Raw genomic sequence first — 19299 nt, 5'->3', positions numbered from 1 at the left:
TATGCGAAGCGGAATAGGGGTCAGTGCAGTGTTTGGAATGGTGGCAATCGGCGGCTGTGGCAGCCTGGGCTCGCCCGATCCGGCGTCGCCGAATTACGCGTTTCCACCCGGCGTGTCGGTGCAGCTCAATCAGGTGCTGCCGATCAATCCCGGCGCGGCGACGGTGCGTTTGCAGTACGGCCAGATCGTGCCGCGTAACGGCGTGCAGGAACAGGATCCGTTCTGCATCATGGAAGTGAACACGCTGAGCGATCAGGTGCAGTTGCTGCAACCGGGACGCTTCGAGGTGACGCAGGTCACGCGCAGCATCAGCACGATTACGGCCGCAGCCTCATCGCCGCTACTCAAGGCACGCCATGTCTACGACGATGGCACCCCGAGTTTTCTGTATTACATCACCACGTTTCGCCTGCATGACCCCGCCCGGCCGGACGTGCGCAGCCTGCGCTGCGCCTGGGATCAGATGGCGCCCGGTAACCGGGGGCTGATGCGGCATCTCACGCTGGATGAGATGCGCGGTGCGCTTGGGGGGTGGATCAGTTTGATTCCGCCGGTTGAGCGACTGTGATGGAAGGGGATGAGGGGCTTGGGGCAAAAGGCAAGGCCTGGCCCTTGTGACTCTGGGTGAACAGACCTCCCCCTTTGGAAAAGGGGGATTGAGGGGGATTTGAGGACGTTGCTTGACCACTGCCCGTTGGCCGGGGGTAGCCCGGCGGCTAGTCACTTTCTTTGTCAATGCGACAAAGAAAGTAACCAAAGAAAACGCACCCCGACATCCCCGAAACCCCGGAAATCGAGCCTGCCGGGTGGGCGTCAAAGAACTCGCCCCGCTTTTGTAATGCTTGATTGATTTTTGTGAGCGGGGCTCAAACACCTTTGCCGCTGATCCACCCGGCAGGCTCAATTTCCGGCGGGGCTGAGAGGGGAGGAAGGTCAAAACCAGGACGGCGGTGATGGGACGTTTGCGATTACTATTTGGGCTTTAGACAGCCGTTTCGGTAGCCAATTGTTCAGGCAGTAGCAAGAGTCGAGGCCTGACCCTACCGCTTCAACCGATCACCCGAAACGAGATTACCGGACATGTCCAATAATCTTTTATTCCGTCACGGGACGGCTATTTAACGTTAGACAGACAAACCATGCCCTTGCTTGAAGCAATCGCCCTTTCGTTTGGAGAACTCGCTGGTTATCTAGCCGGCTTGGTTGTGGGTCGCACATTCGATCTTCTCCCAAAGAAAGCCCAGGCAATTGGGGAGTATCTAATCCTTGGGCTTATTGTTGCTGCAGCAGTTGCCGTTACGGTTATCTACTCATGATCCATTGGCCCACTGCTTCTTTTATGCCGCCTCTCCAACGCCGATTTTTGCTTTCGGTCGCCATGTCTAACCCGGCGCTCAACCTCGCTCCCTCCGGTCGCTGGACGGCGCTAAAGCGCCGCCGGTTAGCTCTACGTTAGGCCGCCCCCATGAATACGCCTCAGAGCATTACCGTAAACCTTGCCGGTGAATATCCAATCTTTAAGCGGGACGGTGATAAGTTGGTTCGCTTACCAGTGAGAAACGCCGGCCGACGGTACAGCCTCACGAGCAATGTACAAACGGGCGAGACTTACTACCTCGAGTACACCGACCAAGAAGAGGCTCAAGCAGATTTACAAAAAGCTGAGTGGGAAGCCGGCGCACCCAAGAGAGAGATTGAGGCAGAACGACAAGCAGATGAAGCTCGAAAATTCGAGGACGCACTCCAGTATCAAAACCGCGTGGTTGCATTCCTCGATATTTTGGGATGGAAGCAAGCGGTTCTCTCCGAGGGCAACCATGTCGTAAAGATGCTAGGTAAGACACTCGCTCAATTGCAAGGCGTTACTAGTCACTTCAACTCGTTAAGAAAACTGCTTCCTGAAGACCAGAAATGGCCGGGGGATCCGGTAATGACGCAATTCTCGGACTGCCTTGTTTTTAGTGTCGAAAGCAATTCGCATGGCCGAGATACTCTTCAAAATGCTCTTTTGATTCTTACATCCAACCTGATCCAATTTGGATTTCTCCTGCGCGGCGGCATCACGCGAGGCCACCTGTTCCATGATTCTGGCCTGGTATATGGACCGGCTTTGATTGAAGCATATGAACTCGAGAGTAAAGTGGCTTCAACTCCTCGCGTGATTCTTTCCAAAGAACTGTCACTTGAGTGGGGAGGCCGGGAGATAACCGGAAGCTCCCCATGGATTCCCAGCGACGATGGGCACCTATTTTTTAATTTTCTGCCCCCTTTCATGGGGAATCCGTTTTTTACAGATCAAAAACTATGGCAGAACCGATTAACACCAATACGTGAACTGATCCTTAGTAAAGCGGCAGACTCAACATGCCCCGAGGACGTTTACGCCAAATATGAGTGGCTCGCTTCCTACTTTGACAGGGTGTGCGATGAACACCCAGGATTTGACTTGGAGCGAGTGACGGAACTAGCAACGCACATCCGCGCAGGGATGCGGGATGCCAAGGCCTAACATCTCAGTGCAGGGGACGCTGCGCGATAAAGCGTCGCGCAGCGCCCCTGACCTTGAACGCTAGGGCCAGACCTTGCCTGTTGCCTCAAGCCCCAAACAGCAAGCCGCTAATTGCACCCTCTGACTACGCCGCAATTTCACGGCATGGCCAGCAAACCCCCACCCGTTATTGTCTCCCTCTTTCAAGCGCAGATCGCCAGCCGCAAAATCAGGACTTCTTGCGCGCGCGCGGGTGCGCCTGGTCGTAGACCTTGGCGAGGTGCTGCCAGTCGAGGTGGGTGTAGACCTGGGTGGTGCTGATGCTGGCGTGGCCGAGCATTTCCTGCACTGCGCGCAGGTCGCCGGACGATTGCAGCACGTGGGTGGCGAAGGCGTGGCGCAGCAGGTGCGGGTGGACGTGCTGGTTCAGCCCGGCCTGCAAGGCCCAGCGCTTGAGGCGCAGCTGGATGCTGCGCGGCGTCAGACGCGTGCCGCGCTGGTTCAGAAACAGCGCGGGGGTGTTGTCGCGCGCCAGCGCTGCACGCTGCTGCAGCCAGACGGCCAGCGCACTCAGCGCCTGTTGCCCGACCGGTACGATGCGGGTTTTGCGGCCTTTGCCGGTGACTTCCGCTTCGCCGGACTGCAGATCGAGGTCGTTCAGGTCCAGATCGGCCAGTTCCGACAGGCGCAGTCCGGACGAATAGAACAGTTCGAACATGGCGCGGTCGCGCGCCTGCAGGGCGTCGTCTTCAGTGGCGGGTTGCGCGCCATTCAGCAGTTGCGTGCAGGTGTCGGGCGACAGCACCTGTGGCAAGGCCTTGGCGGCTTTGGGCGGACGCAGGCCGAGGCAGGGGTTGTGGGTGTAGCCGAGGCGGCGGCAGGCAAAGACGTAAAAGCCGCGCCAGCTGGAGAGGTGCCGCGCCACGCTGGCGGCCGACAGGCTTTTGCCGCGCAGCCGGACGATGGCGCCGCGGATGTCGGTGACGCTGAGCTCGGCCAGCGGTTTGCCGGCGCTCAGCTGGCCGAGTTGGACCAGATCGCGCCGATAGGCTGCCACGGTATGCGGCGACAGCCGCCGTTCGGCGGCGAGGTGTTGCAGGTAGCTTTCGACCGGGGTCAATCCTGCATCCGCACGAGTGCGGCGCTGATCAACTGGCCCAGGCGCTCAATATAGAGCGTGCCCATGCCGGCGTAGAAGCGTTTTTCTTCTTCGGAGGCCAGCACCAGCAGGCCGACGGGGACATTGTTGGGGGCGACCCGCAGCGGGATGCAGGCAAACGCGCGCAGATGCGGCGACACTTCGCCGAACCAGTCGATCGCTTCGTCCACCGCCAGCACGCCGCACACCGGTTGCGCCATGGCGCAGATCTGGTCGCGCGCGGCCGGGGACACCGGGTCGCTCAGGCCGGGTACGCTGTCGGCAGGCAGGTTCCACACGCGCAGCGCGTGGTGCGGTATCGCAAAGCCTTCGCGCAGGTGCAGGGTCAGCGCTACCAGGATGTCCTGCGGCGTGCGCGTGGTCATCAGCGCCAGTGCCAGCGCCTGCATCTTGTCGGAAATACCGTCGTTTTCCTCGCCGAACTGGATCAGCTCGGCGAGCTTGCTTTCCAGCATCCGCACCTTGTCGCGCATTGAAATGAGCTGGCGTTCGCTCATCGAAATGGCGTGGGTGCCGTGCGGATGGGGAATGTTCAATTCCGCCGGCAGGGTGGGGAAATCGTTGAAGAAATTCGGGTGCTGGATCAGGTAGTCGGCGACGGCCTGGGGGCTGGTCGCGCTGGCTGGGGTATCGCTGGATGTGGTCATGGGATGTCTATGGCTCCTTCGAATACGGTCACGGCGGGGCCGGTCATGTACACCGGCTGGTCTTTGCCCGCCCATTCAATGATCAGGTCGCCGCCGCGGGTGTGGACGCTGACCGGGCTTTGCAGCCAGTCCTGGCGGATGCCGGCCACGGCGGCGGCGCAGGCCCCGGTGCCGCAGGCCAGGGTTTCGCCCGCGCCGCGCTCGAACACGCGCAGGCGGATGTCGTGCGGCGTCAGCACCTGCATGAAGCCGGCGTTGACGCGCTGCGGAAAGCGCTGGTGCGCCTCGACCGCCGCGCCGAGGATGTCCACCGGCGCGCTGTCCAGATCGTTCACCCGCAGTACCGCGTGCGGGTTGCCCATCGAGAGCGCGGCGATTTCGAGCGTGTGGGTGCCGACCTTGAGCGGATAGGTCAGCGCTTCGGCGGTCGCGGCAAACGGGATGTCGGCCGGCGCGAAACGCGGCGCGCCCATGTTCACCGTCACCTGGCCGTTGTCGAGCAGACGCGGTTCGATCACGCCGGACGCGGTTTCCACCCGGATCGCGGTCTTGTCGGTGAGCCCCTTGTCGTGCACGAAACGCACGAAGCAGCGCGCGCCGTTGCCGCACTGTTCCACTTCGCCGCCATCGGCGTTGAAGATGCGATAGCGGAAGTCGACGTCTGCGCGGCTGGGTTTTTCGACCAGCAGGATCTGGTCGCAGCCGACGCCGAAATGGCGGTCGGCGAGGCGGCGGCATTGTTCGGGCGTGAGCGCGACGGACTGGTTGATGCCGTCGATCACGACGAAATCGTTGCCGAGACCGTGCATTTTGGTGAAGCGAAGAGTCTTGCCCTGTTGGGTATTCATGCGGTTTTGAGTCTCACGTATTCCTTGAGCAGGCAGCGGTCCATCACCACCGTCATGCCGCCCGTTTGCGCCTGATGCGCGGCGGCGTCATGGACGATGCCTTCCTGGATCCAGATGGATGGCAAGTGTAGCGCCAGGCATTGCTCGACGATAGCGGGCACATGCTCGGCAGCGCGGAACACATCCACCAGATCGATCGGAAACGGGATGTCGGCCAGGCTGGCATAGGCCTTTTCGCCCAACACCGCGTCCACCAGCGGCCGCACCGGCACGATGCGAAAGCCGTAGCGCTGCATCGCCTGCGCCACGCGAAAGCTCGGTCGCGCGGGTTGCGGCGAAAGACCGATTACGGCAATGGTGCGGACGCGGTCGAACAGGGCGCGCAGGGCGTCGTCGTCGGGATTGCTGAAGCTCACAGGGTTTTCTCCATTACGTGGTCGTCCATCACGAAGCCGTTGCCGATGTCGAACACGCGCGACTCGACCACGCGAAAGCCCTGCTTGCGATACGCAGCAATCGCCGGCGCATTGCCGCGATTGACCTGTAGCCACAGACGGTGGGCATGCTGCGCGCGCGCCCAGTCCTGCACCGCGGCCAGCAACGCGCTGCCGATCCCGTGGCGCTGGCTGGCCGGATGGACATAGAGTTTGTCGAGCTTGGCATCGGCGCCACCCAGCTTTGAATTGGCGTCATCCAGCTTGGAATCGCTCAGTGAGGCATGGGCGAAACCGGCGAGCATTTCACCGGCATGCGCGCCCCACCAGGCGTGGCAGGGGTCGCCGAGCTGCGCGCGGATGCGTTCGGCGGCGTAACGGTCGGCCAGCATGAATTCGATCTGCGCCTGGGAGATCAGCGCCGGGTAGGTGGCCTGCCACACCACGCGCGCCAGCGCGCTGACGGCTTCGACCTCATCCGGCGCGAGTGGGCGGATGTCAGTCATACAGGCTGGCTTCGCCGATCGGGCGCGTCTTGAAGCGGCGATGCAGCCACAAATATTGCGCTGGCATTTCGCGGATACGGTCTTCGATGAAGGCGTTCATGCGCGCGACATCGGCATCGAGGTCGCCGCTTGGAAAATTCTCCCACGGTGGATAAAAGCGCAGCGCATAGCCGCGCCCCCACGACAGCTGGCGGGTGATTACCGGGATGACCTGCGCATCGGTGAGCTTGACCAGCCGTGGTAGCGCCGACACGGTGGCGGCAGGGATGCCGAAGAAGGGCGCGAACACCGCGTTGAGGCGGCCATGGTCCTGGTCCGGCAGGTAGTAGAACGGTAGCCCGCGCTTGATCGCGGCGAGCGTGGCCTTGATGCCTTCGTGACGTTCGATCAGCACGATGTCCGAAAAACGCGTGCGGCCGTGGCGCATGTATTTGTCGGCGACCGGGTTCTGCGCGCGCGCATACATCGAGACGATGGTCTGGTCCATGGTCAGGCGGATGCCGCCCATGTCGAGGCCGACAAAGTGCGGCGCCAGCCAGATCACCGGCCGCACGCCGTCGCCGCGTGCGGCTTCGGGGTTGTCGATGCGTACCAGGCGGCGCACCCGCGCGGCCGATCCCCACCACAGAATGCCGTATTCCAGCGCGGCGCGTATCGAGGCCTGAAAGGTTTGCCGCAGCCAGCGGCGGCGCTGCGCGGCGGGCACGTCGGGAAAACACAGCGCTAGATTGGTGGCACCGACCCGGCGTCGCTTGCAGGGAATCTGCGCGGCGAGCCAGCCGAGGCTGTTGCCGATGGCCGCCTGCAGCGGCAGCGGTAGCCAGTGCAGCAGCCACAGTACGAAGACGCCGAGCCAGACCGGCAGCAGCGCGGGGCGCAGCAGGGTGCGGGGTACTGCACTCATGTCGGCATTGCGTCCGGGGGCGGCGCGTCGCCCGGGCGTTTGTGGCGGTTGTAGCTCCACAGGTATTGCGCGGGAAAGCGGCGCACCACGTCTTCCACCCCCTGGTTGATCCGCAGGGCGGCCGCGGCTTTGTCCTCCGGCAGCGCATCGAGCACCGGGAAGGCGTGCAGGTGATAGCCGCGTCCCCAGCTCAGCCGTTCGGCGGCGACAAAAAACGCCGCAGCGCCGGTCTTGCGCTGCAGGCTGGCGACCAGTGTCGGCGTGTAGGCCGGGCGGCCCAGAAACGGCGCCCACACGCCGTCGCCGCCGGTCGCCACCTGGTCGGGCAGGATGCCGATGGCTTCATGGCGTTTGAGCGCGGCCAGTTGCGCGCGCACGCCGGACAGGTCGGTCGGCACCAGCGTCGCCTGGCCGCGCTGGCGGCCGTTCAGCATCAGCTCGGCCAGCACCGCTTTGCGCGGCGGCTTGTACATGGCGGTGAACGGGTGGCGCGCGGCGTAATCCAGATTGAGCAGTTCGAAACAGCCGATATGCGGGCCGATCAGGATGATGCCCTTGCCCGCTGCGCGCGCGGCATCGATCGCCTCCCAGCCGCTGCGGCCCTTGACCAGTTTCAGCACCTGCTCATACGGGCGCAGCCAGACCGGCAGCAGCTCGATGATGGCTTTGCCGGATTCGGAGACGGATAGTCGCAACAGGCGACGGCAGTCTGCGCCCGGCGTGCACAGGCCGCTGTCGAACACATTGCTGCGCATGCGCGCCGAATGCCGCCCCGGCGCCCAGTAGACCAGCCAGCCCAGCGCGATGCCAAGGCCATGCAGCACCGGCAAGGGCAGGCGCGCCAGCAGTTTGAGCAGCGTCAATACAACAGCGTTCATGTGGCAGGTGAATGGATCGGCCGGGTGATGCCGCCCGGGCATTTGTGGCGGTTGTAGCGCCATTGATATTGCGCCGGAAAATGCCGTACTACCGCTTCCACCCCCTGGTTGATGCGCAGCGCGGCCGCGGTCTTGTCATCCGGCAGGGCGTCGTTCAGGGGATACGCATGCAGGTGATAACCACGTCCCCAGCTCAGCCGTTCGGCGGCGACGAAAAACGCTGCAGCGCCAGTTTTGCGCTGCAGGCTGGCGACCAGCGTCGGCGTGTAGGCCGGACGGCCGAGAAACGGCGCCCACACGCCGTCGCCGCTGCTGGCCACCTGATCGGGCAGGATGCCGATGCCTTCATGGCGTTTGAGCGCGGCCAGCAGGGCGCGCACGCCCGACATGTCGGTCGGCACCAGCGTCGTCTGGCTGCGCTGGCGGCCGGCGAGCATCAGCGCATTCAGCAAGGGGCTGGGCGCGGGTTTGTACATGATGGTGAAGGGATGGCGCGCGCCGAAATACTGGCCGATGATTTCGAAACAGCCGATGTGCGGCGCGATCAGGATCACGCCCCGGCCCGCTGCGCGGGCGGCGTCGATCGCCTCCCAGCCGCTGCTGCCGCGCACGTGTTGCAGCACGACCTTGTCCGGACGCAGCCACATCGGCAGCAGTTCAGCGAAGGCCTTACCGGATTCGCTGATGCTCTGGCGCAGCAGGCGATTACAACTGCGCCCTGGCGTGCACAGGCCGCTGTCGAGCACATTGTTGCGCATGCGCGCCGAGTGCCGGCCCGGGGCCCAGTAGATCAGCCAGCCGAGCGCAATCCCGATGCCGTGCAGCACGGGCAAAGGCAGGCGCGCCAGCAGTTTGAGCAGGTGTATCACGCGGGCTTGACGCCACGGAAACTTGCGCGGCACAATGCACGGCGCTTGGGTGTTTCATCAATTCGCGTGATGATCGCGCCGGATTTTGTTTCGTAGGGGAAGTTTGTGAAGGCGTGGCGTAGTGATTCATACGCCCAACTGAATAAAGTTTCCATACGAAATAAAAGACCAGCGAGGGCACGCGCCAATTGATGAAACACCCAAGCTGAAGCCGCCGCGTTAATCTTGACAACTTGCGGGCGGGATACAAATACAGCTAAAGCGTCGCCGCTCTGCAGGTCCCGAGAGTTGCTTACGCAAACGTTAACCGGGACTACAGGAGCTGTCATGCAAAAGGATTTCATTTTTACGTCTGAGTCGGTGTCCGAAGGGCATCCCGACAAGATGGCGGACCAAGTGTCGGATGCGGTACTCGACGCGATTCTAACCCAGGACAAACATGCACGCGTCGCCTGCGAAACGCTGCTGACCACCGGCCTGTGCGTCATCGCCGGCGAAATCACCACCTCGGCGGTGATCGACTACAACCAGATCGCGCGCCAGACCATCAAGCGCATCGGCTACGACTCTTCCGAAATCGGCTTCGACTACAACACCTGCTCGGTGCTCGTCACCGTCGGCAAGCAGTCGCCCGACATCGCGCAGGGCGTGGATCGCGCGCACGACGATTACCTCGACCAGGGTGCCGGCGACCAGGGCCTGATGTTCGGCTACGCCTGCAACGAAACCCCGGTGTTGATGCCGATGCCGATCTACCTCGCGCACCGCTTGACCCAGCGCCAGTCCGAACTGCGCAAGGACGGCCGCCTGCCGTGGCTGCGCCCCGACGCCAAGTCGCAGGTGTCGATCCGCTACGTCGACGGCAAGCCGCACTCCATCGACACCGTGGTGCTGTCCACCCAGCACAACCCCGAAATTTCGCAGGCGCAGATCACCGAAGCGGTGATTGAGGAAATCATCAAGCCGGTGCTGCCGAAAGCCATGCTGACCGCCGACACGCGTTACCTGGTCAACCCCACTGGGCGCTTCGTCGTAGGCGGCCCGATGGGCGACGCCGGCCTCACCGGCCGCAAGATCATCGTCGACACCTACGGCGGTGCATCGCCCCACGGCGGCGGCGCGTTTTCCGGCAAGGATCCGTCCAAGGTCGACCGCAGCGCCGCCTACGCCGGCCGCTACGTGGCGAAGAACATCGTCGCCGCTGGCCTTGCCGACAAGTGCATGGTGCAGATCAGCTACGCCATCGGCGTCGCCAGGCCCACCTCGATGATGGTCGACACCTTCGGCACCGGTAAAATCCCCGAAGCTAAGATCGCCGAACTCATCGCCGCGCATTTCGACCTGCGCCCCAAGGGCATCGTCAACATGCTTAACCTGCTGCGCCCGATCTACACCGAGACCGCGAGCTATGGCCACTTTGGCCGCGAGGAGCCCGATTTCACCTGGGAAGTGACGGACAAGGCGGCGGCGTTGAAGGTGGCGGCGGGGATTTGAGCGGTTCGTTTCGCCGCGATTCGGAAATGAAAAGAGCCGGTTGACCGGCTCTTTTCATTGATGCGGGTTGCAGGTTAAATCAGTTTGCGGCGGCGATATGCCATCAAGCCGACCAGTCCCAAGCCTGACAGCATCATGGCGTAGGTTTCGGCTTCGGGTACGGGGGCTAATGTTGCAATGCCTTCAAAGTGAATGATGCTCGTCGAACCATTGAATCCCGAATGGATCGTGTTGCTGCTTGTATTGATGACATCGTTGTTGGCTACGTGCGTCCAATCTGCCGTGTAGTAATAGCGGCTGGCATCAATTATGGCGACGTGCGTGATGAGCGAACCGGAATCCGGAGAAATATTGAACGCCAGGTTAGTTGGCGCAAAATATTCAGTAACCAACCCAGCAAAATTCAGATTCATCACGCCACCGGATATTGAGCCACTAGGCGCTCCGTTAAGCGTATTGATGTTTCCGAGTTTGCCAGACCATACAATGGTCTGAGAAATCGAACCGCTTGCCTGGGTGGAGCCCATCTTGATACTGCTGTCTATTCCATTGCTCGTAAAGTAAGCGGGCGCAGCAGTTGTATTCCCGAATTGATCTTGCCAGTTTCCCCATCCTCCGCCGCCAGCAAGCGCAGAGGTACCCAATCCCCCAGAGGCCGTACTGATTTCTTCAATCGTCAGGCTTTGAATAGATGCCGCTTGCGCCACGCTGCTTGCCATGCAGCAACCCAAAGCAATGCCCGCCAGCGTTTTTGTGATGTGTTTCATGTTTCCCCTCGTCTGTATTCTGGATTTGTATGATTGGAGGGCTCGCGTTGGCCTGCAAGCGCAACCTTGGCGCTAACACGCAATTTATGTTCCCGTTTATGCGCCAATCCTTTTCGATTAATAAAAACAATGGGTTGTGCTGCGGATGCAAAGATATTGGTATGGGCGATGTAAAGAATGCCGACATTTCCGCATTAGGCACTTCCGGGGTTAGAATGCCGCCTCGGTTCTGAGGAGCGCTGCGACGGTTCACCCGCCAGGCTCAGGACGCAACTTTCAAACGGCGCTCACGTTTTCTTTTTGTGAATAGAAAGGAGGGCGTGATGAACGCCACCAATTCCACCGCCGATTACATCATTGCCGACCTCGCGCTCGCCGACTGGGGCCGCAAGGAAATCCGTATTGCCGAAACCGAAATGCCGGGCCTGATGGCGATTCGCGAAGAGTTCGCCGCGAGCAAGCCGCTGAAAGGCGCGCGCATTACCGGTTCGTTGCACATGACCATCCAGACCGCCGTGCTGATCGAAACGCTGACCGCGTTGGGCGCTGAAGTGCGCTGGGCGTCGTGCAACATTTTTTCGACCCAGGACCACGCCGCAGCGGCGATTGCCGCAACGGGCGTCCCGGTGTTTGCGGTCAAGGGCGAGTCGCTGGAAGATTACTGGGATTACACCCATCGCATCTTTGATTGGGCGGATGGCATCCATTCCAATATGATCCTCGACGACGGCGGCGACGCCACGCTGTTGCTGCATCTGGGCGCGCGCGCCGAAAAAGACCTCAGCGTCGTCGGCAACCCGACCAGCGAAGAAGAGCGGGTGCTGTACGCCGCGATCAAGGCCAAAGTGGCAGTCGACCCGACCTGGTATTCGGTGCGGCTTGCTGCGATCAAGGGTGTGACCGAGGAGACCACCACCGGCGTGCATCGCCTGTACCAGATGCACGCGCGTGGCGAGCTCAAATTCCCCGCGATCAACGTCAACGATTCGGTGACCAAATCCAAGTTCGATAACCTCTACGGCTGCCGCGAGTCGCTGGTCGACGGCATCAAGCGCGCGACCGACGTGATGATCGCCGGCAAGGTGGCGGTCGTCGCGGGTTACGGCGACGTGGGCAAGGGTTCGGCGCAGGCGCTGCGCGCGCTGTCGGCCCAGGTGTGGGTCACCGAAATCGACCCGATCTGCGCGCTGCAGGCGGCGATGGAAGGCTACCGCGTGGTGACCATGGATTACGCCGCCGACAAGGCCGACATTTTCGTCACCGCCACCGGCAACTTCCATGTCATCACCCACGACCACATGGCCAAAATGAAAGACCAGGCCATCGTCTGCAACATCGGTCACTTCGACAATGAAATCGACGTCGCCGGGGTGGAAAAATACCAGTGGGAAGAGATCAAGCCGCAGGTCGACCACATCATTTTCCCGGACGGCAAGCGCATCATCATGTTGGCCAAGGGTCGTCTGGTGAACCTCGGCTGCGCCACCGGCCACCCGTCGTACGTGATGTCCTCTTCTTTCGCCAATCAGACCATTGCGCAGATCGAGCTGTGGCAGGAACGCGCTTCGGGCAAGTACCCCGTCGGCGTCTACACCCTGCCCAAGCACCTGGACGAAAAAGTGGCGCGCCTGCAGTTGAGGAAACTCAACGCCCAGCTGACCGAGCTCACCGACTACCAGGCCAACTACATCAGCGTGGACAAGAACGGCCCCTACAAGGCCGACCATTACCGTTATTGATTCGGGGAGCGCGCCGTGCGTATTTTGCTGATTTGGGTGCTGAACGCCGTCGCCCTGCTGGGCGTGGCCTATCTGATGCCCAGCATCGAGGTGACGAGTTTCGGCTCGGCCATGCTGGCCGCGCTGGTGATCGGCCTGCTCAATACGCTGGTGCGCCCGGTGCTGGTGTTGCTAACCCTGCCGGTCACGTTGTTGACCCTGGGGCTGTTCTACTTCGTGCTGAACGGCCTGCTGTTCTGGTGGGCGGGGCATATGCTGGACGGCTTCGAGGTCCACGGTTTCGTTTCCGCCGTGCTGGGCGCGATCCTGTACAGCGTGATTGCTTGGGCGCTGTCGGCGCTGGTTCCCGGCAAAAAAGGTTGAACCATGAGTGAACGTACTTTCAGCTTCGAGTTTTTTCCGCCGAAAACCGCGGAGGGCGCAGAAAAGTTGCGCGCCACCCGTGCGCAGCTGGCGCAGCTCAAGCCCAAATTCTTTTCAGTGACGTTTGGCGCGGGCGGCTCCACCCGCGACCGTACGCTGGAAACCGTGCGCGAGATCCAGGCCTCCGGCTCCGAAGCCGCGCCGCACCTGTCGTGCATCGGCTCCACCGAGGACAATATCCGCGAGATATTGAACGAATACAAAAGCCAGGGCATCCGTCATCTGGTTGCGCTGCGCGGCGACCTGCCGTCCGGCACCATGGACGCGGGCGAATTCAACTACGCCAACGAACTGGTCAGCTTCATCCGCAAGGAGACCGGCGACTGGTTCGAAATCGAAGTCGCCGCCTATCCTGAAATCCACCCGCAGGCACGTTCGTGGACGGACGATCTGGCCAACTTCAAGCGCAAGGTCGATGCCGGGGCCGATTCCGCCATCACCCAGTATTTCTTCAACGCCGACGCGTATTTTCGTTTCGTCGACGAGGCCCGCTCGCTGGGGGTCGACATCCCCATCGTTCCCGGCATCATGCCGATCGGCAACTACGTGCAGCTGGCGCGGTTTTCGGATGCCTGCGGCGCGGAAATCCCGCGCTGGCTCAGAAAAAAGCTGGAAACCTACGGCGACGATCTGCCGTCGATCCGGGCGTTCGGGCTGGACGTCATCACCGACCAGTGCGAGCGCCTGCTGGCCGGAGGCGCACCGGGGCTGCATTTCTACACCATGAATCAGGCCGGGCCCAGCACCACCCTCTGGCAGCGGTTGGGATTGTGACGACGCGGGGTGTTCGCTGCTTGACCGGGCGTTGAGAGGTGGAGCGCTCTTTGGATTTGACTGCGGGCGTCAGGTAAACAGCGCATTTGCGTTGGTCTTCCGCTGTGTTTCCGTGGCAAATTTGCTGTGCCCATTCGGGAAGAATATGCGGCATCTTGCCGCATGGTCACCAGTTTAATCTTTGTTTTAAAATGCCCTGCTATGTTTCGCTCTTCACGAGGGCGAGCGTCTGTAGGTCAGGAAGCGCACCTCAAATCCGATCACAAACAAACCTAGAGAGAACCCGTATGAAAACCATGATCTCACGCACACTAATTCCTGTCCTGTTGACCAGCCTTTTGGCCGCGCCCGCCGTTGCCGGCAGCGAATATCAATCCCATGGCGATGAAATTACCCAGGTTCGCGCTGTCGTCAAGAATCTACTGGTCGACAATGCTGCTTTTATAAAAGCACACAAGGGCAGTTATTTCGACCCGATGGTCAAAGGGCAGCAGCCGCGCGCCACGGTGGTAACGTGTTCTGATTCCCGCGTTCACACGCATGCGCTGGACAAGACGCCGGATGGCGATTTGTTCATGATTCGCGAGATTGGCAATCAGCACGCGACGGGCGAAGGCTCGATCGAATATGGCGTGCGCCATTTGAATACGCCGGTTCTGATGTTTATCGGCCATAGTTCCTGCGGTGCGGTGAAGGCTGTCATGGGAGGTTATGCGGGGATTGAACCGGCAATCAAAAAGGAACTTGACACCCTGCAAGTCCCCGGCAAGAACCCCAAGGACGACAAGGAAGTCATGGCGAGCGTGGAAGCCAATGTGAATAATCAGGTGACGTCTGCCCTGCAGAAATACGATGCCGAAGTCAAAGCGGGCACGCTCACGGTGATCGGCGCAGTGTACGATTTCCGCAATGACTACAAGCAGGGCAATGGCCGTTTGGTGGTGGTCAATGTCAACGGTGAAACCGATGGCGCCAAGATCAAACAAGCTCCGGCAATGCCCAAAAAATAAGCTCGATCGAGCTCAGGAAAAAGCCCGCATCGCGCGGGCTTTTTTGCGGCTGCTCATATGCGATAACGCATGGGACCAAATAGCCCATTGTTCCTGGTTGGGCGTGAACTAGCAGGGGGCAAGCATGCTATTTATACTTAGATGGTACGTTGTTGTAACGCCGCTAACACGACAGTGGCGCTTTTCAGAACGCCATCGTCGCCGGCGGGGTTGGCGACCACAGCCTTGTTGGCAACCGGTATGAGGTTGTCGAGCTTGAAGCGCCCATTGCCGGTCTGGTCGCGTAAAAAACAACTTTCATCGAAAAGCAGCCGATCGCCACTGGCGTCGATTTCGTCCGAATCAACCGAGTCGTAGCCGATGGGTTGCTTGATGCCGTCGAGCCCGGCGCTGACAACTTCCCTGACGGCGTGGGAGTTCGCGTCGATCAGGTAGGCTTTCATGGCAATCGTTACAGACTGGCCTTCAATGCCTTCAGGCAGTAGTCGACGTTTTCCTGTTTGGCCGAATAGCCCATCAGGCCGATGCGCCAGATCTTGCCCGCCATGTCGCCGAGGCCGGCGCCGATTTCGAGGTTGAAATCGTTCAGTAGTTTGGCGCGAACCGCCGCTTCGTCGACGCCTTCGGGCACGTAGATCGAGTTGAGCTGTGGCAGCCGCGCCGCTTCATCAACCACGTAGCGCAGCCCCATACCTTCGAGCCCGGCCTTGAGCTTGTCGTGCATCGCGCGATGGCGCGCCCAGGCGTTTTCCAGACCTTCTTCTTCGAGGATCACCAGCGCCTCGTGCAGGCCGTACATCGGATTGATCGGCGCGGTGTGGTGGTAGGTGCGCTTGCCGGCGGACTGCCAGTAGCCGAGTACCAGGTTGAGATCGAGGAACCAGCTCTGCACGGTGGTCGTGCGCGCCTTGATGCGGGCGATGGCCTTTTCCGAGAACGACACCGGTGACAGGCCCGGTGTGCACGACAGGCACTTCTGGCTGCCGGAATACACTGCGTCGATGCCCCACTTGTCCATGTAGATCGGCGTGCCGCCGAGGCTGGTGACGCAGTCCATGATGGTGAGCGCGCCGAATTCCTGCGCGATCTTGCCGAGCGTTTCCGCATCCGACTGCGCGCCGGTCGACGTTTCGGCGTGAACAAACGCCAGCACCTTGGCATCGGGGTTGGCCTTGAAGGCATCGCGCACCTTCTGCGGATCGACCGGCGCGCCCCAGGCGTCTTCCACCACCACCGGCACGCCGCCGGTGCGCTTGACGTTTTCCAGCATGCGCCCGCCGAACACGCCGTTCTTGCAGACGATGACCTTGTCGCCCGGTTCCACCAAGTTGACGAAGCACATTTCCATCCCCGCCGAGCCCGGCGCCGAGACCGGGAAGGTCAGCGCGTTTTCGGTCTGGAACGCCATCCGCAGCATGGACTTGATCTGTTCCATCAGCTCGACGAACGCAGGGTCGAGGTGGCCGATGGTCGGACGCGCCATCGCGTCGAGGATGCGCTGCGGCACGTCGGACGGGCCGGGGCCCATGAGAACGCGCTTGGGAGGAATGAAGGAAGCAGTCATAAACCTTGTTCTCTTTGTGGAAATGGTTAATTAAAACAAAGGCTTGATTCTACGGATAAATGCCGGGCCGGGAAACCTGCCGCATCGCCGCGCGAGCGTCTATGGTGAGGTTTTCGACAGCGAAGGGGACGGATGATGAACACGATTCGGATAGCGACGCTGGGTGGAATCGGTGCGCTGGGCTTTGCGTTGACGATGGGGCAAGCCGTAGCGGACAGCGCGGACGTGACGCTCAGCGCGGTGGACAAGGCAGCAGTGTTCAAGGCCGCCGGCGCGGTGCAGCGCAAGGGCATCTGGGTGATCTGCGATCCGCCACCGGATTCCGGCTCACCGGCGTCCGCGGGCGCGACCATCGATACGGTGCGCGACCTCAATGGCGACGGCCGTCCCGAGGCAGTGGTCAGCGACGGCGGGACGTATTGCTACGGCCACGCCGGCACGGGATTCCAGCTGCTGAGCAAGCAAGCCAATGGCAGCTGGAAAGTGATCACCGGCAACAACGGCATGCCCGAGTTCCTGAAAACCAAAGGCAAGGATGGCTGGCCGGACCTCTCGGTCGGCGGCCCGGGGTTCTGCTTTCCGGTGCAACGCTGGAACGGCAAGGCTTATGCGCTGAACCGTTTCGAGTACGAGGGCAAGCGCTGCAAGCCATCGCGCTGAAACCGTTTCGTCATAGGGACGAAGCGAACAGCCATGCCGATCACGCGCGCGGGAGGATCACGCTGAAGACTGAGCCCCGACCCGGGATCGAACGCACGCAAAGCGCGTGGTTCAACAAATCAGCCTGCTTCTTGACGAGTGCGAGCCCCAGCCCGACGCCATGGCCGGCATTGTCTGCGGTGTCGTCAAAGCGGCGGTAGGCCTCGAAAAGCAGGTCTATGCGATCGGCGGGAATACCGGGCCCGGTGTCCCATATCTGCATTTCGACTGTCTGGCCGCGTCGACGGCTGCCAATCAGAATGTGTCCCGATTCGGTATACCGAACAGCATTGCTGACCAGGTTGTCACAAATGGATTGCAGCATTTTGATGTCGCTCACCACCTCCAGGCTGGTGGGGGCAAAGCGCAACAGCAAGCCTTTCTGACGTGCTTTTTCGGCTTGCTGTGCGCGGGTGTATGCGTAAATGTCAGCCAGTTGAATGCGTCGCTGACGGGGTACGACCTCTCCCGCTTCCAGCCGTGACAGTTCGAGCAGGCGACCGATCTGGCCATTGATTGATGCCAGTGCCAGTCCGCTGCCATGCGCCAGCCGCTTGAGTTCGTCGCCGAGCACGCCGTTTTCCTCGCGTGCGCGACCTGCGAGGCAGGCGTTGAACATCCCGAGCGCCTGCACGGGCTGCTTGAGGTCGTGGCTGACGCCCGCCAGAAACAGCGAGCGCGAACGTGCCATGTTTTCAAGTTGTTGCAGCAGGTGGTCTTTTTCCAGCTTCAGCTTAAACGCATTGCGCAGCGTGCGGTGAGTGGTCCGGCCATAACTGAACAGTATCCCCAGATAGACCGCCAGGCTGAGACCGCCGGCAATATAGGCGCTGCCGCCAATCCAGAGTGACTTGAGCAGCAGCGGCAGCACCGCTGCTGCCGCGTAGAGAGGAAACGCATAACGCAGGGCGGAAAGAGGCGTGACCGCCCCTCCGGTCATGCCCACCAATACCGAGATGGTGACGAAGTCCACGTTGATCTGGTTGCCGTTGTAGGCAATCCACGCCAGCGCCCCCCAGGCCGAGCCGTTGAGTCCGATGACGGCGGTGGCTACCCGCTCGGTGCGATGCAGGTGTGCCGCGTCCATCTCCGGCAATTGGCGACGGAGCAGGCTGTTCCAGCGCCAGCGTGCAAGATTGATCAGGAGCGGAAAAATGAGCCAGTAGCCAATGTGCGTGTTTGCATTTTCAAACCACAGCATGCCGGCGAAAATGATGGCGACGCTCGCATTGGCAAGTGCCATGCCGGGCGTGTGCTGGGTCAGCAGTCCCAGCAGCTGGCGGCGCGTTTCGGTGTCCAGAGGCGAGCCGGGCTGGGATGGCGATGTGGAGGCTTCCATGGACAGCGCAGAGTGTTTTTTCAAAAGTGTCCGTGGTAGTTTGCGGCAACGTTGACACGGGCATTGCCATGGCAGAGAAGATTACCATCCTGATAGCGGACGATCACGAACTGGTGCGTGAAGGGATGCGCATGCTGCTTGGGCGCGAGGCGGATTTTGAGCTTGTCGGCGATGCCGCTGACGGTGGCACGGCGTTGCGGCTTGCGCAGTCGCTGATGCCGCAGGTCGTAGTGCTCGACCTCGGCCTGCCGGTGATGGACGGTCTGGAAGTCGCCCGCACGCTGCGCCAAAGCGGCAGCCCCAGCCGCGTGCTCGCCCTCACCGCGCGTATCGACAGCGTCTCCGTACACGCCGCTGTGGCCTGCGGCATGGAGGGCTACGTACCGAAAAGCGAGGACAGCCGCGAATTGATCAGCGCCATCCGGGCACTGGCGAGCGGGCAGCGCTATTTCAGTCCCGCTATCAGCCACTTTCTGGAAGCGGGGGGCGCCCCCATCGGCGTTACCCTGCGCGAGCGTGAAATTCTGGTCTGCGTCGCGGAAGGTCTGTCGAGCAAGGAAATCGCCACGCGTCTGGAGATCAGCACCGCAACGGTGCAAAAACACCGGGAAAATCTTGGTCGTAAACTGGGCACCCGGAACGTGGCGGAAATGGTTGCCTATGCGATGAAGCATCTGATCGGGCAGTAAACGCCTGTCGGCATCGCGCAGGTCTCTACGCACTTTCCCGTATTCGCTTTCTCCCAGCTGGATGATTT

General features: G+C 61.3%; 22 protein-coding genes and 1 riboswitch. Of the genes, 9 read left to right on the top strand and 13 right to left on the bottom strand.

The window, feature by feature from the left end:
* The first annotated feature begins 1 nt into the window (after position 1).
* On the top strand, positions 2–568 hold the full coding sequence (locus IV098_RS12350) for a hypothetical protein (protein WP_296889502.1): 567 nt from the start codon (positions 2–4) through the stop codon (positions 566–568).
* Positions 569–1465: 897 nt separating this feature from the next.
* Positions 1466–2509, top strand: coding sequence for a hypothetical protein (locus tag IV098_RS12345; RefSeq protein ID WP_296889500.1), 1044 nt, complete (start codon positions 1466–1468; stop codon positions 2507–2509).
* A 208-nt stretch (positions 2510–2717) separates the two neighbouring features.
* Here the strand turns inward: IV098_RS12345 and xerC are convergent, their stop codons facing one another.
* The 9 genes from xerC to IV098_RS12300 are packed head-to-tail and all read right to left on the bottom strand — an operon-like array spanning position 2718 to position 9062.
* On the bottom strand, positions 2718–3608 hold the full coding sequence (gene xerC, locus IV098_RS12340; protein WP_296889498.1) for a tyrosine recombinase XerC: 891 nt from the start codon (positions 3606–3608) through the stop codon (positions 2718–2720).
* Positions 3605–4294 (bottom strand): DUF484 family protein, encoded by a 690-nt coding sequence (locus IV098_RS12335; protein WP_296889497.1) that lies wholly within the window; start codon positions 4292–4294, stop codon positions 3605–3607. The genes xerC and IV098_RS12335 overlap by 4 nt, the downstream gene beginning before the upstream one ends.
* Positions 4291–5142, bottom strand: a complete 852-nt coding sequence (gene dapF, locus IV098_RS12330) for a diaminopimelate epimerase (RefSeq protein WP_296889495.1) — start codon at positions 5140–5142, stop codon at positions 4291–4293. Before dapF ends, IV098_RS12335 begins: the two co-directional genes overlap by 4 nt.
* Positions 5139–5558 carry a CoA-binding protein gene (locus IV098_RS12325; protein ID WP_296889493.1) on the bottom strand — a complete coding sequence of 140 codons (420 nt, stop codon included), beginning with the start codon at positions 5556–5558 and terminating at the stop codon, positions 5139–5141. Before IV098_RS12325 ends, dapF begins: the two co-directional genes overlap by 4 nt.
* On the bottom strand, positions 5555–6082 hold the full coding sequence (locus tag IV098_RS12320; protein WP_296889491.1) for a GNAT family N-acetyltransferase: 528 nt from the start codon (positions 6080–6082) through the stop codon (positions 5555–5557). The genes IV098_RS12325 and IV098_RS12320 overlap by 4 nt, the downstream gene beginning before the upstream one ends.
* Complete coding sequence (locus IV098_RS12315) at positions 6075–6986, bottom strand: lipid A biosynthesis acyltransferase (protein ID WP_296889489.1); 912 nt, start codon at positions 6984–6986, stop codon at positions 6075–6077. Before IV098_RS12315 ends, IV098_RS12320 begins: the two co-directional genes overlap by 8 nt.
* Positions 6983–7864, bottom strand: a complete 882-nt coding sequence (locus IV098_RS12310) for a lysophospholipid acyltransferase family protein (protein ID WP_296889487.1) — start codon at positions 7862–7864, stop codon at positions 6983–6985. The genes IV098_RS12315 and IV098_RS12310 overlap by 4 nt, the downstream gene beginning before the upstream one ends.
* The gene (locus IV098_RS12305) at positions 7861–8733 is read right to left on the bottom strand and encodes a lysophospholipid acyltransferase family protein (RefSeq protein WP_296889485.1); all 873 of its coding nucleotides are present in this window, start codon (positions 8731–8733) and stop codon (positions 7861–7863) included. The genes IV098_RS12310 and IV098_RS12305 overlap by 4 nt, the downstream gene beginning before the upstream one ends.
* Positions 8730–9062 (bottom strand): hypothetical protein, encoded by a 333-nt coding sequence (locus tag IV098_RS12300; protein WP_296889483.1) that lies wholly within the window; start codon positions 9060–9062, stop codon positions 8730–8732. The genes IV098_RS12305 and IV098_RS12300 overlap by 4 nt, the downstream gene beginning before the upstream one ends.
* Here IV098_RS12300 and metK point away from each other — a divergent pair.
* Positions 9061–10227 carry a methionine adenosyltransferase gene (metK, locus tag IV098_RS12295; RefSeq protein ID WP_296889481.1) on the top strand — a complete coding sequence of 389 codons (1167 nt, stop codon included), beginning with the start codon at positions 9061–9063 and terminating at the stop codon, positions 10225–10227. The two genes, IV098_RS12300 and metK, sit on opposite strands and share 2 nt — an antisense overlap.
* Positions 10228–10301: 74 nt before the next feature.
* Here metK and IV098_RS12290 read toward each other — a convergent pair whose 3' ends face one another.
* A complete protein-coding gene (locus IV098_RS12290; RefSeq protein ID WP_296889479.1) occupies positions 10302–10994 on the bottom strand; it encodes a PEP-CTERM sorting domain-containing protein in 693 nt (230 codons plus the stop codon).
* A gap of 225 nt (positions 10995–11219) precedes the next feature.
* Positions 11220–11290, top strand: a riboswitch (S-adenosyl-L-homocysteine riboswitch).
* Positions 11291–11317: 27 nt separating this feature from the next.
* Here IV098_RS12290 and ahcY point away from each other — a divergent pair.
* From ahcY to IV098_RS12270, 4 genes are all read left to right on the top strand, one after another.
* Positions 11318–12733 (top strand): adenosylhomocysteinase, encoded by a 1416-nt coding sequence (ahcY, locus tag IV098_RS12285; protein WP_296889477.1) that lies wholly within the window; start codon positions 11318–11320, stop codon positions 12731–12733.
* A gap of 15 nt (positions 12734–12748) precedes the next feature.
* Positions 12749–13096 carry a phage holin family protein gene (locus IV098_RS12280; protein ID WP_296889475.1) on the top strand — a complete coding sequence of 116 codons (348 nt, stop codon included), beginning with the start codon at positions 12749–12751 and terminating at the stop codon, positions 13094–13096.
* A 3-nt stretch (positions 13097–13099) separates the two neighbouring features.
* Positions 13100–13930, top strand: coding sequence for a methylenetetrahydrofolate reductase [NAD(P)H] (gene metF, locus IV098_RS12275; RefSeq protein ID WP_296889474.1), 831 nt, complete (start codon positions 13100–13102; stop codon positions 13928–13930).
* 287 nt (positions 13931–14217) lie between these two features.
* Positions 14218–14940: a carbonic anhydrase gene (locus tag IV098_RS12270; protein ID WP_296889473.1), complete on the top strand. Its 723-nt coding sequence runs from the start codon at positions 14218–14220 to the stop codon at positions 14938–14940.
* 137 nt (positions 14941–15077) lie between these two features.
* Here the strand turns inward: IV098_RS12270 and IV098_RS12265 are convergent, their stop codons facing one another.
* Both IV098_RS12265 and IV098_RS12260 read right to left on the bottom strand, forming a co-directional pair.
* The gene (locus IV098_RS12265) at positions 15078–15383 is read right to left on the bottom strand and encodes a hypothetical protein (protein ID WP_296889471.1); all 306 of its coding nucleotides are present in this window, start codon (positions 15381–15383) and stop codon (positions 15078–15080) included.
* A gap of 8 nt (positions 15384–15391) precedes the next feature.
* On the bottom strand, positions 15392–16504 hold the full coding sequence (locus tag IV098_RS12260; protein ID WP_296889469.1) for an alanine--glyoxylate aminotransferase family protein: 1113 nt from the start codon (positions 16502–16504) through the stop codon (positions 15392–15394).
* Positions 16505–16636: 132 nt separating this feature from the next.
* On the opposite strand from IV098_RS12260, the gene IV098_RS12255 reads away from it, so the two are divergent.
* Positions 16637–17164, top strand: a complete 528-nt coding sequence (locus IV098_RS12255; RefSeq protein WP_296889468.1) for a hypothetical protein — start codon at positions 16637–16639, stop codon at positions 17162–17164.
* Between the two features lie 40 nt (positions 17165–17204).
* Here the strand turns inward: IV098_RS12255 and IV098_RS12250 are convergent, their stop codons facing one another.
* Entirely contained in the window at positions 17205–18542 is a 1338-nt protein-coding gene (locus IV098_RS12250) for a HAMP domain-containing sensor histidine kinase (RefSeq protein WP_296889467.1), read from the bottom strand.
* Positions 18543–18610: 68 nt separating this feature from the next.
* Here IV098_RS12250 and IV098_RS12245 point away from each other — a divergent pair, with 68 nt between their 5' ends.
* On the top strand, positions 18611–19231 hold the full coding sequence (locus IV098_RS12245; protein WP_296889466.1) for a response regulator transcription factor: 621 nt from the start codon (positions 18611–18613) through the stop codon (positions 19229–19231).
* The last annotated feature ends 68 nt before the right edge of the window (positions 19232–19299 follow it).

This window comes from Thiobacillus sp., assembly GCF_018780105.1.
Taxonomy (GTDB): domain Bacteria; phylum Pseudomonadota; class Gammaproteobacteria; order Burkholderiales; family Thiobacillaceae; genus Thiobacillus.
Note: the sequence above shows the minus strand (reverse complement) of the source record. Positions and strands in the feature narration are given on the sequence as shown.

Coding starts and splice junctions, on each gene's coding strand:
- IV098_RS12320 (WP_296889491.1), bottom strand. CDS start 6,082: ATGACTGACATCCGCCCACTCGCGCCGGATGAGGTCGAAGCCGTCAGC.
- IV098_RS12345 (WP_296889500.1), top strand. CDS start 1,466: ATGAATACGCCTCAGAGCATTACCGTAAACCTTGCCGGTGAATATCCA.
- IV098_RS12315 (WP_296889489.1), bottom strand. CDS start 6,986: ATGAGTGCAGTACCCCGCACCCTGCTGCGCCCCGCGCTGCTGCCGGTC.
- IV098_RS12245 (WP_296889466.1), top strand. CDS start 18,611: ATGGCAGAGAAGATTACCATCCTGATAGCGGACGATCACGAACTGGTG.
- IV098_RS12265 (WP_296889471.1), bottom strand. CDS start 15,383: ATGAAAGCCTACCTGATCGACGCGAACTCCCACGCCGTCAGGGAAGTT.
- IV098_RS12290 (WP_296889479.1), bottom strand. CDS start 10,994: ATGAAACACATCACAAAAACGCTGGCGGGCATTGCTTTGGGTTGCTGC.
- IV098_RS12310 (WP_296889487.1), bottom strand. CDS start 7,864: ATGAACGCTGTTGTATTGACGCTGCTCAAACTGCTGGCGCGCCTGCCC.
- dapF (WP_296889495.1), bottom strand. CDS start 5,142: ATGAATACCCAACAGGGCAAGACTCTTCGCTTCACCAAAATGCACGGT.
- IV098_RS12335 (WP_296889497.1), bottom strand. CDS start 4,294: ATGACCACATCCAGCGATACCCCAGCCAGCGCGACCAGCCCCCAGGCC.
- IV098_RS12300 (WP_296889483.1), bottom strand. CDS start 9,062: ATGACAGCTCCTGTAGTCCCGGTTAACGTTTGCGTAAGCAACTCTCGG.
- IV098_RS12350 (WP_296889502.1), top strand. CDS start 2: ATGCGAAGCGGAATAGGGGTCAGTGCAGTGTTTGGAATGGTGGCAATC.
- IV098_RS12270 (WP_296889473.1), top strand. CDS start 14,218: ATGAAAACCATGATCTCACGCACACTAATTCCTGTCCTGTTGACCAGC.
- IV098_RS12250 (WP_296889467.1), bottom strand. CDS start 18,542: ATGGAAGCCTCCACATCGCCATCCCAGCCCGGCTCGCCTCTGGACACC.
- IV098_RS12255 (WP_296889468.1), top strand. CDS start 16,637: ATGATGAACACGATTCGGATAGCGACGCTGGGTGGAATCGGTGCGCTG.
- ahcY (WP_296889477.1), top strand. CDS start 11,318: ATGAACGCCACCAATTCCACCGCCGATTACATCATTGCCGACCTCGCG.
- metK (WP_296889481.1), top strand. CDS start 9,061: ATGCAAAAGGATTTCATTTTTACGTCTGAGTCGGTGTCCGAAGGGCAT.
- metF (WP_296889474.1), top strand. CDS start 13,100: ATGAGTGAACGTACTTTCAGCTTCGAGTTTTTTCCGCCGAAAACCGCG.
- IV098_RS12260 (WP_296889469.1), bottom strand. CDS start 16,504: ATGACTGCTTCCTTCATTCCTCCCAAGCGCGTTCTCATGGGCCCCGGC.